We start from the raw sequence: 14,957 nt of genomic DNA on the forward strand, positions 1-14,957 counted from the left end.
GGTCCTGCTGCCTGTTATACGGGATCCGTCTCGATCGGCTCAAGGAGGCGCTTGGGCTTGAGCAGTGCCCGGCTGACGGGATCCGCCGGCCGGGGGTCGAGTCCGGGTCCCGGTGTCATCTCTACGTCCGGGACCGGTACGAGGGTTCCGCAGGCGGGGCATTCGCCGTACGTCCCGAGTTCCGTACCGCAGGCCGCGTGCCGGAAGTAGCGCAGCTGGGTCTCCGAGTAGTGCTCGCGGCCCCACAGGCCCAAGGAGCGCAGGGTGGGCCACAGGGCGGCACCGCGGTCGGTCACGACGTACTCGTCGCGTGGCGGTGATTCCTGGTAGCGGCGCTTTTCGAGGATGCCCTCGGCGGTGAGTGTCTGGAGGCGGGCCGCGAGGACGGCGCGCGGGATGCCGAGGTGGACGAGGAAGTCGTTGTAGCGCCGTACGCCGTAGAGCGCGTCGCGCATGACGAGGAGCGTCCACCGCTCGCCGACGACCTCGAGCGCGCGGGCGATCGAGCACTGCTGCGACGGATAGTCCTTGCCCAGAGCCATGGCCTCACTGTAACCAATTTTCGCCCGGTAGGTTCAATGACCGAACCCAGATGTTATGGTCGGCACACGTGCTGGGTTCAATGAACAGACCTACTGAACCCATGCTCACCTTCCGTCCTCTTCACTCGCCCGAAAGGCAGGGGCAGGCCATGCCAGAGCTCGACCGCGGCGCCGTCACCACCGTGGAGGCAGCGCCCACCCGGGAGAGCCCGCCGCCGTCCGCGGGCCGCACCCTCGCTCTCACCAGCGCCGCCACCGCCGTGACCCTGATGAACTACACGGCGCCGATGGTCACCCTCCCCGCCACCGCGGCCACCCTCCACACCCCGGTGTCCGCCCAGGCCTGGCTGATCAACGGCACCCCGCTGGGTCTGGCCGCGCTGCTCCTGGTCGCGGGCAGCCTCGCGGACGACTACGGGCGCCGCCGGATGTTCCTGGCCGGCACGGTCGCGCTCGGCGTCACCACGGCACTGGGCGCGCTCGCGAACTCGACCTTCCTCTTCACACTGGCCCGCATCACGCAGGGCGCGGCGAGCGCGGCGATCCTCGCGAGCAGCCTGGGCCTGCTGGTGCACGCGTTCCCGACCCCGCGCGGCCGGCTGCGCGCGACCGGTGTGTGGGGCGCGTTCGTCAGCGGCGGGATCGCGGCGGGCCCGCTGCTCGCGGGTGCGATAGCGCTGGCCGACTGGCGGGTGGCGTACGTGGTGCTGGGCGCGGTCGCGCTGGTCGTCGCCGCGCTGGGCAGCCGTGCGCTCACGGAGTCCCGGGCGCCGCGCGGCGGCCGGCCGGACCTAGCGGGGGCGTTCACCTTCGGTCTCGCGCTCGTGTCGCTGGTGGCCGCGCTGACACTCGGCCGGGACGGCTGGCTGCGCGCGCCGGTGGGCCTCCTGCTGGCGGCGTTCCTCGTCCTGACCGCCGTGTTCGTCCTCGTCGAGCGCCGTACCCGTACGCCGATGATCGATCTCGGCCTGCTCCGCCACCGCCGCTTCCTCGCCTCGTCCGCGGGCGGTCTGTTCACCGGCCTCGCGGTGATCGGCCTGTTCAGCTTCCTGCCGACGCTGCTCCAGCGGGCCCTCGGCCTGTCCGCGATGGACACGGCCTGGCTGTTCCTGCTCTGGTCCGGCCTGTCCTTCGTCGTCGCCCTCCAGGCGCGGCGCCTCGTCGGCCGGGTCTCACCGCACCACCAGCTCACACTCGGCTTCGCGCTGCACGCGGCCGGAGCCCTGACGATGCTCGGCGCGTTCGACGCCGGTTCCTGGACCCGCCTCCTCCCCGGCTTCGTCATCAGCGGCATCGGCAGCGGCCTCCTCAACGCCGCGCTGCCCCTCCTCGCCGTCGAGTCCGTGCCCGGGACCCGGGCCGCGATGGGGTCCGGCGCGCAGCAGACGTTCCGGTACATCGGCTCGTGCGCCGGGGTCGCGCTGACGATCGCGTTGGTGACCTCGACAGGGGGTCTCGCGCATGGGGCGGACGTCGCGATCGGGGTCTCGGCGGGGCTGGCGCTGGTGGCGGCGGTGGGTGTGGGGGTGTTGCGGGAGCGGGGGTGACTGGCCCGGACTCGCGTGGGGCATCACCCTGGCCCCGGGCCTTCACTTCGGTCGCGTGGAGGTGAGCTTCCCCCACACCACCAGCCGGTACTTGGAGGTGTACTCGGGGGTGCAGGTGGTGAGGGTGATGTAGTTCCCGGGCTCGCTGTACCCGTGCGCGGGCTTGGCGGTGCTGCGCGGTACGGCTCCGATGACCCCGCCGTCTCCGGCCGAGGTCTGTGGAAGGGTCTTGTCGACGGTGTACGTGTAGAGGGCGGCCTCGGTCTCGACGCTGATCTCGTCGCCGCGCTTGAGCCGGTTGATGTACCGGAACGGTTCGCCGTGGGTGTTGCGATGCCCGGCGAGGGCGAAGTTCCCTGCCTGGCCGGGCTGTTGGGTGTCCTCGTAGTGGCCGACGTACCCCTTGTTGAGGACGTCCTGCTTGCTGATGCCTTCGGCGACGGGGACGCGGAGGCCCAGGCGGGGGATGGTGAGGATGGCGTAGGCCTGGGACCAACTGGGTTGCGTGCGAGTGCTGTTGACCGCGGACTTCCGCTCCTGCCCGGTGGAATCCTGTCCGGCGGAATCCTGCCCGCCGTCCTGCGTGGGCGCGGCACTCGGCGCGGCATCCGTCGCCGGCGCCGAGGGGGTCGCGGTCCCCCACTCCCTCTCCAGGGCCCGCACCTCGCGCGCGGCGTTGTGCTGGGCCTGCCGGTTGGTCCACCACAGCTGGTGGGCGACGAGAAGCAGCAGGACGACCCCGAGGGTGACGAGGAGTTCGCCGCCGGTCCACAGGGTGCGCCTGCGGATGGCCTGCCGCCGCCGAGTGCTGTGCCGCACCACGGAAACCCGCGTGACCCGCATGCGTACGCCTCCTTCGCCGGGGCGGCACGCACGATAAGGGGTGCGCCTTCAAGTCACCAGCCTCGTAACCCTCCCTGCCCGCTTCCCCACGCCGGTTCGACCGCCCGACCGCTTCATAAACCGGTTAGAGAAAGGGCTGTCATAACCCTCGACAACCTCACGCGCCACCCCCGATGCTTCCTGATGGCATCAGCGGGACAGGCCTGCACACGCCCCGGCAGCCCAACGCCAGTGGGACGACTGGCAGTTGAGCGGGATGGACGGAGAAGCCATGATCCGACGCAGAACACTGCTGGCCGCCACGGGCGGCGCGCTCGCCGGCAGCGCCCTGGCGACAGGCACCGCGCACGCGGACGCGACCATCGCCGTCAACCCGGCCACGACGTACGGGAAATGGGAGGGCTGGGGCACCTCGCTCGCGTGGTGGGCGAACGTGTTCGGCGCCCGGGACGACTTCGCCGACATCTTCTTCACCACCAAGTCGGTGGCGTACAGCGGCAGGACGCTGCCGGGCCTCGGCCTGAACATCGCCCGCTACAACCTCGGCGCGTGCAGCTGGAACAGCGTGAACGGCGAGTCCATGGTCGCCTCCGCCAACATCCCGGGCTTCAAGCAGATCGAGGGCTTCTGGCAGGACTGGAACAACGAGGACCCGACGTCCACGGCCTGGGACTGGACCGCGGACGCCGCGCAGCGAGCCGCACTGGTGAAGGCCACCCAACGCGGCGCCGTGAGCGAACTGTTCGCCAACTCCCCGATGTGGTGGATGTGTTCGAACCACAACCCGTCGGGCGCGTCCGGCGGCGGCAACAACCTCCAGACCTGGAACTACCGCCAGCACGCCTCCCACCTGGCGGCCGTGGCCCTGTACGCGAAGTCGAACTGGGGCGTGAACTTCACGACCGTCGACCCCTTCAACGAACCCTCCTCCAGCTGGTGGACCGCCACCGGCACCCAGGAGGGCTGCCACATGGACGCCGCCGTCCAGTCGGCCGTACTCCCGTACCTGCGCAGCGAGTTGGACAAGCGGGGCCTGACGACCACCAGGATCTCGGCATCGGACGAGACGAGCTACGACCTGGCGCGCACCACCTGGAGCTCATTCAGCTCGACCACGAAGGCCCTGGTCAGCCGCGTCAACGTACACGGCTACCAGGGTTCGGGCGGCCGCCGCGACCTCCTCTACACGGACGCGGTGACGACCGCGGGCAAGGGCCTGTGGAACTCCGAGTACGGCGACGGCGACGGCACCGGCCTCACCATGGCGAGCAACCTGCTCCTGGACTTCCGCTGGCTGCACCCGACGGCCTGGGTCTACTGGCAGGTCATGGACCCGTCGTCGGGCTGGGCGACGATCGCGTACGACGCGACCACCCTCCAGCCGGGCGCCGTCCAGACGAAGTACTACGTGCTCGCCCAGTTCAGCCGCCACATCCGCCCCGGAATGACGATCGTGAACACGGGCGTGGACTACGCGACAGCGGCCTACGACGCGGCCGCGAAACGCCTGGTGATCGTGGCGGCCAACAAGTCCACCGCCGCCCAGACCCTGACCTTCGACCTCTCCCGCTTCACCACGGTGACAGGCGGCACGGGCGGCCTGGTCCCCCGCTGGAACACGGTCACGTCCGGCGCCGGTGACCTGTACACGGCACGCTCGGACACGTACCTGAGCGGCAAATCGGTGAGCGTGCCGTTCGCGGCGGGGGCGGTGCAGACGTTGCAGGTCGATGGGGTGGTGGTGTGAGGGGTGCGGTGTGAACCGTGTGAACCGTGGCAAGTGAACCGCGCCGTGTGAGCCCGCGCGCGCCCGTCAGGGCAGCGTGACCCTGTGCGTGCATGCGCGTGCCTGTGTGATCCTCCCCCCTCTGACGCCTCTGGCCTGCGGATCCCTCTCGTCCGCAGGCCTGCGGCAGTACGGTGTCCACCATGCGCCCCGACACGCCTGCCGAGAACGTCGACCACACGGCCGAAGCAGCCCGCCTGGAACGTACTGCCGGCCTCTACCCCGAAGACGCCGAACACCTGCTCGTGCAGGCCGCGGCCCACCTCGAACTGGCCGGCGACCGCCCCGGAGCCACCGCGCTCTACGACCGCCTGCTGTCATCCGGTGACTCCCTGGACAACTCCCACCTGGTACGAGCCCTGAAGGCCTCCAACCTCTGGGAGTACGGCCACGAGGCGGAGGCCCGCGCGATCATCGACGGAGTCCGCGCCGCCGCCCCCCGCGACCCGGCCCCCTGGGTGATCGTGGCGGAGTCCCTGGAGTCCCACGACGAGCTGGAGTCGGCCCAGGAAACGTTCACGCAAGCGGCGACATTGCTCTTGACCGACGTACCCGAACCCCCGTACGCCACCCACCCCGTCCTCTTCGGCCGCCACCGAGTCCGCCGCATGCTGGGCGCGTCCCACGACGACTGGGACCTGCTGGCGGACACCCTGCACTCGTCCCCCGTCTCGCTGGACGAACTCCACGACCCGAAGCGGGTGTGGTCCCTGGGCTCGGACAACCCCGAGGAACTCCAGGCAGAGATCTCCCGCCTGCGCGCGGAACTGGGCACATACCGCCAGGCACTGTCCCGCCCGTTCCCGGTCGCGGTCCTGCACTGGCCGGCGGAGGAACTGACGGAACTACTCGCCGCGTATCCGCCCCTCGAGTCGGAGTACCCCTCGCACGAGGAGCATCTCGCGACGATAGAGGCGTCGCTTCGGGAACTCGCGTCCTCCGGCACCCCGAACCTCGGCATCGTGACGGGGACGGTCCCCTCGTACGAGGCGTTCGCTGCGTCCGAGGCGTCTTCGCCGGCTGACCCGACGCTGCTGCCGCAGTACGCGACGACGTTGGCGGCGAGGGGGCTGGCTGTGGCTTGGCCGCCGTCGCGGGGGGCGGATTGTTGGTGTGGGTCGGGGAGCGTTTATGGGGAGTGTCACGGCGCCGACCAGTGATCCGGCGGGCTTGCTGAGGTAACCCAACGAGCGCCGGAGTCCCCGTCCTTGAAGGATCCGGACCGGGACTCTCGGCCAAGGGCGCCTGGTCGGCTCCGCGGATGAAGAAGCTCGTGTGTAGCCATGCAGCCATGCGTTTCGTATCGTGCGCTGATGACTGCCACCCTCAGCATCCTGACCGCCGGATACGTCGGGGAACGCACCGCCAGCACTGTGAGTCTGCTTCGCGATGGCGGGGTCCTGGTCGTGGTGGACCCCGGTATGGTCGCCGACCGCAAACTGATCCTCGGCCCGCTCTCCGAGGCCGGCGTCGCCCCCGAGCAGGTCACGGATGTGGTGTTCAGCCACCACCATCCGGACCACACCCTCAACGCCGCGCTGTTCCCGGCAGCCCGCTTCCACGACCACTGGGCGATCTACCAGGACGACCTCTGGATCGACCGCCCGGCGGACGGCTTCCAGCTCTCCCCCTCGATCCGGCTCGCGGCCACCCCAGGACACACCGCCGAGGACATCAGCACCCTCGCCGACACCCCTGAGGGCCTCGTCGTACTCACCCACCTGTGGTGGGGCGAACAGGGCCCGGCAGACGACCCCTACGCCACAGACCCCGACGCCCTGCACGCCTCCCGCGAGGCAATCCTCGCCCTCTCCCCCACCCTGATCGTTCCCGGCCACGGGCCGGCTTTCGCCCCTGCGGCGCGCACCCCGCGATAACACCGTGCGTCGGCGGTCGGAGGCCGTCACAAAGCGTCGGTCAGTGCCGGAGTCACGACCACCAGAACCTGCTTTCCAATATCAATGTCCGTGCCTGCTGATAGAACGGCTGCATCAACCACGCGTGCAACGGGGAGCAGGCGCATGCCTCAAACTGCCAGCAACACACCGGCCACGTCGGCCCCCTCGGCTGGGCTCTACGAGCAGCTCATCACGCTGCGCTTCGAGCAACAGCTCAAGGAGCTCGCCGGGCACGGCTGGCATCCGATCACCGACGCGGTAGGTGACGGATCCGTTCCTCATGTACTGGCACGCCATGTCGCCAGCACCGTGAAGCGCGTACTGCACGGCATGCCGGCCGAGGAGCAGGTATTCGCCGCGAACCACATCCTTGAGTCCATCAGCACCCTCGACGGAGCGCGGGAGTGGGTGGATCTCGTGGCGGCGGGGCCTCGCCAACTCCTCGCGCTGACCAAGCAAGAGGCACCCGGCGTCTTCGCGATCCGCCCAGCCACCCCGCTGTCCGACACGGCTCTGATCACCAACTCCCCGGAAGACCCCAGCCTCGGATTCGAGCTCCGCGCCGAGCTTGCCACTGCCGACCGCGTGGATCTGCTCTGCGCCTTCGTCAAGTGGCACGGGCTGCGCATCATCGAGCAGTCCCTCGCAGCGGCGCATGAGCGAGGCGTCCCCATACGCGTCATCACAACGACGTACATCGGTGCAACCGAGCGGCGGGCGCTAGACCGGCTGGTGCGGGAGTTCGACGCGGAGGTCAAGGTCAACTACGAGACGCGGACGACGCGTCTGCACGCCAAGGCTTGGCTCTTCCGCCGCGACAGCGGATATGACACGGCCTACGTGGGTAGCTCCAACCTCTCCAAGGCCGCATTGCTCGACGGTTTGGAGTGGAACGTCCGACTGTCGTCCGTTGCCACGCCCGACGTACTGCGGAAGTTCGATGCGACCTTCGACGCGTACTGGAACGACCCGTCATTCGAGACGTACGACCCTGACACCGACGGCTCCCGGCTTCAGGAGGCGTTGGCCATTGCGGGCGGGACGTCGTCCATCGCAGCGGCCGACCGCAGGATCACGCTGTCCGGCCTGGAGGTACGTCCGCACCCGTACCAACGCGACATGCTGGAGCGGCTGGAGGTGGAGCGAGAGGTACATGACCGGCACCGGAATCTTCTCGTCGCCGCGACGGGAACCGGAAAGACGGTGATGGCCGCGCTCGACTACAAGCATCTCCGCAAGAAGCACGGCCGCGATCTGAGGCTGCTCTTCGTCGCCCACCGCAAGGAGATCCTGCAGCAGTCAATGCGGACCTACCAAGACATCCTGGTAGACGCGAACTTCGGCGAGGCCCTCCACAGCGGGGAGATCCCGGAGCGCTGGACCCATGTCTTCGCCAGCGTGCAGTCGCTCAACGCTCGCGCGTTGGATCGGCTCGACGCCGATCACTTCGACGTGATCGTGATCGATGAGTTCCACCACGGCATCTCACCGACGTACCGAAAGATTATTGATCACTTCCGGCCGATGGAGCTGCTGGGGCTGACGGCAACGCCCGAGCGCATGGATGGCAAAAACATCCAGGACGAGTTCTTCGGCGGACGCATCGCCGCCGAGATGCGGTTGTGGGAGGCCCTGGAGAACGAACTCCTCAGCCCCTTCCACTACTTCGGGATCAGCGACAACACCGACCTGAGTACGGTGGAGTGGAAGCGCGGGGCATACGACGAGACCGCCCTGAGCAATGTGCTGACTGGCAACGCCGCGCGGGCGCGGCTCATTGTGAAGGCCGTAGAAGAGAAGATCGGCGAGCCAGGCGCCGTGCGGGCACTGGGCTTCTGCGTCTCAGTCGCGCATGCCCACTTCATGGCCGAGTACTTCCGCGCCGCCGGTCTGAACGCCCTCGCCCTCTCAGGAGAGACCCCGTCCGAGCAGCGGAGGCAAGCCCTCGCTGATCTCAAGTCCGGCGCTCTTCAAGTGATCTTCTCCGTGGACCTCTTCAATGAGGGACTCGACATCCCTGACGTAGACACCCTGCTCCTCTTGCGCCCAACGTCCAGTGCAACCGTGTTCCTCCAGCAACTCGGTCGAGGTCTTCGCCGAAGCGAGAACAAGGCAGTGCTCACCGTGCTCGACTTCATTGGGCAGCACCGCAAGGAGTTCCGCTTCGAGAACCAGTTCCGGGCACTGACGAATCTCACCCGCAAGCGGCTCCTGGACAACATCGAGCGTGACTTCCCGCAGCTCCCGTCCGGCTGCCAGATCATCCTTGAGGAGAAGGCCAAGAAGGCCGTCATCGACAACATCAAGGATCAGATCGGCGTCAACGTCACCGCGCTAGCGCGCGAAGTCGCCGCCTATGCCGAGCCTCAGCTGAGCGCGTATCTCTACGAGAGCGGCCGCGAGTTGAAGGAGCTGTACCGAGGCAATGGCAACTCCTGGACGGGACTGCTCCGACGCGCTGAACTCCTGAAGGGCGAGCCCCCCGAGGGCGAGGCGGCTCTGCTAAGGCGCGTGCCTGCGTTCCTCCACGTCGACGACCCACTGCGGGTCGACGCATACACCCGCATCCTGGAGGACGACGCTGCTTCATACGGCGAACTCGACGAGCAGGGACAGGCCTACGCTCGGATGCTCTTTTTCCAGCTCTGGCCACTCGGAGGCATCACTCGCAAGGGCTTCAAGGACTACGACACCGGGTTCGCAACGCTCCGAGACCAGCACGCCGTACGCAGCGAACTTCGCCAGGTCCTGGAGTTCAACCTCGCCCATACCGAGCGCATCCCCATCCCCCTGCTCGGCCTTGGCGACCAAAGCGGATTCCCGCTGACCATCCACGCCTCCTACAGCAGGGAGGAGATCCTCCCCGCGCTCGGCCAGTCGTACATCGGTGGCTTCATGCCGGGCGATTTCCGCGAGGGCGTGAAGTGGTGTGAATCAGCGAAGACCGACGCTCTGCTGATCACTCTGGACAAGGACGAGAAGGACTTCTCCCCGCAGACCCGTTACCACGACTACGCGTTGAGCGAGACCCTCTTCCACTGGGAGTCCCAGAACCAGACCTCGGAGACGTCCACCACCGGGGTCCGCTATCAGCACCATGTCGCTAAGGGCAGCCACGTCCTTCTCTTCGTCCGCCGCTACAAGACCACCGACATCGGTGGAGCACAGCCCTGGATGCTGCTTGGCCCAGCCGAGTACGTCGACCACAAGGGCAGCAACCCGATGGCGATCAAGTGGCAGTTGGCGCACGAGATCCCAGCGGACGTGTGGACCTACTCCGCCATTGCGGCCGGCTGAACCTCACACCTCTTCCCCTGCCAGCTCCACCTCCGCCTCGAAATGCATCTGGGCGCGGTCGAGGGCTTCGTCGGCATCCAGACCATGTACGTGTAGCCAGTGCAGGAGGTCGGCGATGACGTCGATCGCCGCCTCCTCCGCTACGGCCACGCTCAGCGCGCGTGATCCAGGAATGCGGGGCAACTTCGCTGCTCCGTAGAGACCGAGCATCGCTCCTGCTCTTGCCACTCGGGCTCCCCCGCTATGACCGTTGGGCGCGTTCAGCCCGGTGGACAACTCGCACCAGGTGACCTTTCGGTCAGCGTGGAGTTGGACCCCCCAGCGGTCTGCGGTGGCATCGACGAGAGCCATGCCACGCCCGCTTTCTGAGTCGGCTTCCGCCTGAATGAGGGTCGGCAAAGCGCGAGCATCGGGGTCATGGACCTCGATACGCAGGTGGGTACCGTTCATGGAGACGGCGAGCGTGGTCGGGGTGCCGGTGCCCACGTGCGTGATCACGTTGGAGACCATCTCGGTGACGCAGAGCTGGGCTGCCTCGCTGATCTCATGCAGTCCCCAGACTCCCAGGTGCAGCCGCAAGATGCGGCGCAGGGCTGCGACCTCCCTCGGTTCCGCTACGAAGGGAATGTCCCACGGCTTCCTCGGCACACAACCCGTACAGTCCATGCCTCAACTCCTCTCCTCGCATGTCGAGTTGCTCCGCGCAATCGACCCAACACCGAGAGTTGCATTGAAACTCTCAAAATGGAACTCTCATCTTGTGAATGCCGAGAGTGGCCAGGAGCGCGACGTCACGCCGCGCGCCCCGGCGCACGCCACCTTGCCGTCACACTCGGGCAGGCAGCACGATCTGAGAGATCAACACGAAGGGCTGCAGGCATGGCAGTTGGACCCACCACTCGCAGACGTCAGCTCGGCGCCGACCTGCGTCGCCTCCGCGAACGCAAGGGCCTGACCCTGGAGGAGGCGGGCGCACGCGTCGGCATCTCGAAAGCCACGCTCAGCCGCTACGAGACCAAGGAGGGGTCGGTCAAGTGGCCCGCCGTAGATGCCCTTTGTCGGGAGTACGGAACGTCGGACGAGGAGCGTCTCGCCCTCGTCGAGCTCGCGAAGGGCGCCAAGATTCAAGGCTGGTGGCGGTCACTGGCCGACCCCGTCCCCGAGTCCATGAACCTGATGCTCACGCTTGAAGACGAAGTGGTGCGCGAAGACCACTACGCCTGCATGTACATCCCAGGCCTGCTCCAGACCCGCGCCTACGCCGAGGCCGTACACCGCGCCTCGGAAATGCAGTGTCCGGAGCGGGAAGTGCAGCACATGGTCGACATTCGCATGAAGCGGCAGGAACTCCTTCAGCGGGATGAGCCGCCGCACATCTGGTGCGTGATCGACGAAGCAGCGATCCGTCGCTTCGTCGGCGGACGCAAGGTCATGCACGAGCAGCTTCAGCATCTCGTTGCCATGGCGGAGCTGCCTCACATCACCGTCCAAGTGCTCGCATTCTCAACGGGGGCACACGCAGCAGCAGTTGGCAGTTTCGCGGTCCTACGTGGCCCCACTCCTGAGCTCGATGTGGTGTACGTAGACATCCTCGGCGGCGGACTCTTCATGGAGAAGCCGCCGGAGTTGGAGCGCTATAGGTTGGCGTTCCAGTACCTCAGCGCTCAAGCGCTCGATCTTGAGTCCTCCGCAGCGCTCATCCACCGCATAAGCAAGGAGTCCTAATGCCCGAACCGCTGGCGCCTCTCTGGTTCAAGTCCTCTTACAGCGGCGGTAGCGGCACAGAGTGCGTCGAATGCGCGTACACGGGTGAAGGCACCCTCGTACGCGACTCCAAGGCCTCGACGGGCCCGATCCTCGCCGTCCGAAGTCACGCGTGGCGAACCTTTATACGCCACCTGGCTCAACGAGCTTGAGAACACCGACGATTGGCAGATCTGTACCGCGGCTACGCCCAGCTCCCGGCGGTCTCGATGGGACGAATCTGCCAATCCGCGACTGGAGCACGCGCCGTGGGAGTCGTCACCCGGCTGCAAAAAACACATAGACCTTCAGGTCCTGGACAGCGGGAGCGCTACACGCCGCCCGAGCCCGAACTCCTCAGCCTCGTCGTCGCTGACCACCGCGAACGCGCCCGGAGGGACTCCCTGCAGTGCCGCCACGCGGGACGCCACCGCCAGCAGTTCCTTCTCGCCGGCTCCGGTGACAAAGAAGACGTAGGCGTCTCCGTCCTCCTCACCATCATCGAAGACTTCTGCCTCGCCCTGCTCTTCGAGGCCGGCCAGGAAGTCCTCGACATCCTCGATCCAGGAGAACGCGCACGCGTCGTCCGGCAGGTTCGACGCCCGGTGCAGCGGCACATGAATCTCAACGACCGTAGTAGGCATGGTGCCCATACTGCCCGCGGCGTCTCCGTAAGCCTCAGCCAGAGGCGCGCCGATACCCTGCCCCCATGATTCGCGCAGTGGTCTTCGACGTCGGTGAGTGCCTGGTCGACGAGACCCGTGAATACGGAACCTGGGCCGACTGGCTCGGCGTGCCCCGGCACACCTTCCACGCGATGTTCGGCGCCGTCATCGCCCAAGGCCGCGACTACCGCGAGACGTTCCAGGAGTTCAGGCCCGGCTTCGACCTCTACGAGGAGCGCGAGAAGCGTTCTGCTGCCGGGCACCCCGAGACGTTCGGCGAGGAAGACCTGTACGAGGACGTCCGGCCGGCTCTCACTCAGCTCCGCGCCGACGGGCTGTGGCTCGGCATCGCGGGCAACCAGACCGTGCGGGCCGGGCGCATTCTCCGCTCGCTGTTCTCCGATGACGTTGATCTGATCGGGACGTCGGACGACTGGGGTGCCAGCAAGCCCGACCCGGAGTTCTTCAAGCGCGTGGATGCTGTGGTGCCCTTCGACGGTGACGAGATCCTTTACGTCGGGGACCGGTACGACAACGACATCCGACCCGCTGTTGGGGCCGTGAGGCACACCGCGCTCGTGCGTCGCGGCCCTTGGGCCACGATCCAGTGGAACAGTTCTGAGGCACGGGAGCTGCCGACGTTCCGTATCGGCAGCCTCCTCGAACTGTCCGGTCTCATCCTCAACTTCAACGGCTCGATGCGCTGACCGTCGTCGACGATCCGTAGAGCCAGTCAGCGGAGCTGTCGCCGAGTGAGGGGCCTGCGATTCCGTACGGTGGCGACTCCCGCCCAGCTGAACAGGCGTATGACAGTCGGCGTCTGTCTATTGGGCACCCAAGGCCGCCCCGGTTTGCCGAGTGTGGCGGTTCCGGGGCGAGCGTCAAGAGCGCCCTTCGGGCGTCGGCTGCGCCGATTCCGCTTCGCTCCACTCCTGACTCTCGCCCCTCCACCTCGGGTTCACCTTGGCCGGGCGGCCGAAACGGGGCGGCGGCGGAAGCAGGGGCAGGGGTTCGCTGTGCCGCCGGGTGCAGGAGGTTTGTGGTATCGGGGCGCATTCGACCGGCCGCGCACGCCTGGTTGGCTTGGCGGCTTATGGCTGTGGATGGGACGCGGCTCTGGGTAGCCGTGGGGGTTGGCGACTCACGGTCGGTACAGGGCGACTCACGGCCTGACCCCACGTGGATCACTGCGTGATCACTCCGCTGTCTCAGGTTCTCCCTGCTCGAACGCGAGGCGGCAGCGTTCAACCTGCTCGGCCACCTGCTCCATGAACCAGCGCATGATCTCGTAGGGGATGACGTGCTCGTCGTGGCTGTGGAAGTGGACGGTCGGTTCCAGGCCCGGATCCTCGTCGGGTATCACCGCCACTACCAGGGCAGTTCCAGGCAGGTGAGCTTCTGCGTTGGGAACCTTCGCCCACGCGGCCGGCGCCGGGACAGCCTCGCTCAGCTCCACACGCCAGGCATCGTCCGGCAAGGCGTAGTGGAACTGGATTGCGTAGTGACGGCCTGCATGAACGCGCAGCTCTGGCATGTCCGCAGGCTGCCATAGCTAACGCGTGGGAGTCCCTCGAGTATCCCGCTCAGCGCCACTCCGCGTGCTATATCGCCACCGTGGCCAAGCCACACGCTCAGTTGCCTGAGCAGCGCGGTAGGTCCTGCATACCTGCCGATGAGTACCCGTACTCATGCCTGAGCCCGCCCGCCGGTCCACCGTAGAGATCACCAACCCGGACCGACTCGAAGGACCCCCGATGCTGAATGCTTCCCGCCCGCGTCACCTCCCGCGCCTGCGTCAGTTGCTGGTGCCCGCGGTGGACAACTGGCTCGCGCGTGGGTATCTCGCCGTGGTCGCGGCGGCGCTGGGGTTCTTTCTGGGCGCCTGGTACGTGGGGCCGGACCCGGGGCTCTCGGGGGTCTACCCACTCATGGCCACGGCGCCGTTCAGCTTCCTCGGCCTCCTGGTGTCGATACCCGCGGAGTACTCCTCGTTCACCTGGCTGAGCCCGTTGATCTTCGCCGTCGTCACGGCCCTGTCCGGCCTGGTCAACGCCGTGCTCCTCGGCCGGTTCGCACGCAGGCAGCGGGTGCGGGAGCCGCGCCCGGCCACCATGTGATCGACCGCGAACACCGCCTCACTCAGCCCCCTGAGCCGCAGGCCGGCATCCCTGGCGTTGCTGCCGGTCAGCCGGTGAAGGGAATGGGGCCGAAGCGGCCCCACGCGATGAAGGCCGCGAGCGCCAGATAGACCAGGTTCAGCAGCACGAACTTGGATTCGCCGAGTCGGCCATGGATGACCACCGCGCCGATCATCAGCAGGCCCCAGCAAACGGCGGTCACCGGCACCAGGACGGGTGCGATGTCGACGACAGCCGGCAGGATCAAGCCCGCTGCGGCCAGGAGTTCGAGGACGCCGATGGTCTTGATGAAGCCGACGCCGATGTCTTCGGTCCAGCCCCCACCCTGGGTCGCTGCCAGCTTCTCCTTCGGCACGAACGTCTTGGTAATTCCGCCGCCCAGAGCTACCGCAGCCAGCAGTCCGGCACCGATCCACAGTGCGAGGTTCATGAGGTCACACCTTGTTGCTCGACATCTCACCTCCACCTCTCCGGTGGGGTTCTGACACCGAGACGAGG

General features: G+C 67.3%; 15 protein-coding genes. 9 read left to right on the forward strand and 6 right to left on the reverse strand.

Annotated features, from left to right (window positions below):
* Positions 1-14: 14 nt before the first annotated feature.
* Positions 15-542 (reverse strand): helix-turn-helix domain-containing protein, encoded by a 528-nt coding sequence (locus OG219_RS18510; protein ID WP_266827963.1) that lies wholly within the window; start codon positions 540-542, stop codon positions 15-17.
* A 149-nt stretch (positions 543-691) separates the two neighbouring features.
* Between OG219_RS18510 and OG219_RS18515 the strand changes: the two genes are divergently transcribed.
* Positions 692-2,089 (forward strand): MFS transporter, encoded by a 1,398-nt coding sequence (locus OG219_RS18515; RefSeq protein ID WP_266827965.1) that lies wholly within the window; start codon positions 692-694, stop codon positions 2,087-2,089.
* A gap of 42 nt (positions 2,090-2,131) precedes the next feature.
* Here OG219_RS18515 and OG219_RS18520 read toward each other — a convergent pair whose 3' ends face one another.
* On the reverse strand, positions 2,132-2,932 hold the full coding sequence (locus tag OG219_RS18520; protein ID WP_266827967.1) for a class E sortase: 801 nt from the start codon (positions 2,930-2,932) through the stop codon (positions 2,132-2,134).
* A 271-nt stretch (positions 2,933-3,203) separates the two neighbouring features.
* Here OG219_RS18520 and OG219_RS18525 point away from each other — a divergent pair, with 271 nt between their 5' ends.
* From OG219_RS18525 to OG219_RS18540, 4 genes are all read left to right on the forward strand, one after another.
* A complete protein-coding gene (locus OG219_RS18525) occupies positions 3,204-4,679 on the forward strand; it encodes a glycoside hydrolase (protein ID WP_266827969.1) in 1,476 nt (491 codons plus the stop codon).
* 182 nt (positions 4,680-4,861) lie between these two features.
* Positions 4,862-5,878, forward strand: coding sequence for an SEC-C domain-containing protein (locus OG219_RS18530; protein WP_266827971.1), 1,017 nt, complete (start codon positions 4,862-4,864; stop codon positions 5,876-5,878).
* 153 nt (positions 5,879-6,031) lie between these two features.
* On the forward strand, positions 6,032-6,595 hold the full coding sequence (locus OG219_RS18535) for an MBL fold metallo-hydrolase (protein WP_266827973.1): 564 nt from the start codon (positions 6,032-6,034) through the stop codon (positions 6,593-6,595).
* A gap of 144 nt (positions 6,596-6,739) precedes the next feature.
* Entirely contained in the window at positions 6,740-9,913 is a 3,174-nt protein-coding gene (locus OG219_RS18540) for a DUF3427 domain-containing protein (protein WP_266827975.1), read from the forward strand.
* A 3-nt stretch (positions 9,914-9,916) separates the two neighbouring features.
* On the opposite strand, the gene OG219_RS18545 is transcribed toward OG219_RS18540, so the two are convergent.
* A complete protein-coding gene (locus OG219_RS18545; protein ID WP_266827977.1) occupies positions 9,917-10,579 on the reverse strand; it encodes an ATP-binding protein in 663 nt (220 codons plus the stop codon).
* A 213-nt stretch (positions 10,580-10,792) separates the two neighbouring features.
* Here OG219_RS18545 and OG219_RS18550 point away from each other — a divergent pair, with 213 nt between their 5' ends.
* Together OG219_RS18550 and OG219_RS18555 are read left to right on the forward strand one after the other, a co-directional pair.
* Positions 10,793-11,638: a helix-turn-helix transcriptional regulator gene (locus OG219_RS18550; RefSeq protein WP_266827979.1), complete on the forward strand. Its 846-nt coding sequence runs from the start codon at positions 10,793-10,795 to the stop codon at positions 11,636-11,638.
* The gene (locus tag OG219_RS18555) at positions 11,638-11,829 is read left to right on the forward strand and encodes a DUF397 domain-containing protein (protein WP_266827981.1); all 192 of its coding nucleotides are present in this window, start codon (positions 11,638-11,640) and stop codon (positions 11,827-11,829) included. Before OG219_RS18550 ends, OG219_RS18555 begins: the two co-directional genes overlap by 1 nt.
* Positions 11,830-11,964: 135 nt before the next feature.
* Here OG219_RS18555 and OG219_RS18560 read toward each other — a convergent pair whose 3' ends face one another.
* The gene (locus OG219_RS18560; protein WP_266827983.1) at positions 11,965-12,309 is read right to left on the reverse strand and encodes a hypothetical protein; all 345 of its coding nucleotides are present in this window, start codon (positions 12,307-12,309) and stop codon (positions 11,965-11,967) included.
* A gap of 56 nt (positions 12,310-12,365) precedes the next feature.
* Here OG219_RS18560 and OG219_RS18565 point away from each other — a divergent pair, with 56 nt between their 5' ends.
* The gene (locus OG219_RS18565) at positions 12,366-13,028 is read left to right on the forward strand and encodes an HAD family hydrolase (RefSeq protein WP_266827985.1); all 663 of its coding nucleotides are present in this window, start codon (positions 12,366-12,368) and stop codon (positions 13,026-13,028) included.
* Between the two features lie 488 nt (positions 13,029-13,516).
* On the opposite strand, the gene OG219_RS18570 is transcribed toward OG219_RS18565, so the two are convergent.
* Positions 13,517-13,855 carry a hypothetical protein gene (locus OG219_RS18570; protein WP_266827987.1) on the reverse strand — a complete coding sequence of 113 codons (339 nt, stop codon included), beginning with the start codon at positions 13,853-13,855 and terminating at the stop codon, positions 13,517-13,519.
* A gap of 220 nt (positions 13,856-14,075) precedes the next feature.
* Between OG219_RS18570 and OG219_RS18575 the strand changes: the two genes are divergently transcribed.
* Entirely contained in the window at positions 14,076-14,438 is a 363-nt protein-coding gene (locus OG219_RS18575) for an SCO4225 family membrane protein (RefSeq protein ID WP_266827989.1), read from the forward strand.
* Between the two features lie 67 nt (positions 14,439-14,505).
* Here OG219_RS18575 and OG219_RS18580 read toward each other — a convergent pair whose 3' ends face one another.
* Positions 14,506-14,889, reverse strand: a complete 384-nt coding sequence (locus tag OG219_RS18580) for a DoxX family protein (RefSeq protein ID WP_266827991.1) — start codon at positions 14,887-14,889, stop codon at positions 14,506-14,508.
* Positions 14,890-14,957: the final 68 nt, after the last annotated feature.

Origin of the sequence: Streptomyces sp. NBC_00038, from assembly GCF_026343635.1 — a bacterium.
Classification (GTDB): Bacteria; Actinomycetota; Actinomycetes; order Streptomycetales; family Streptomycetaceae; genus Streptomyces.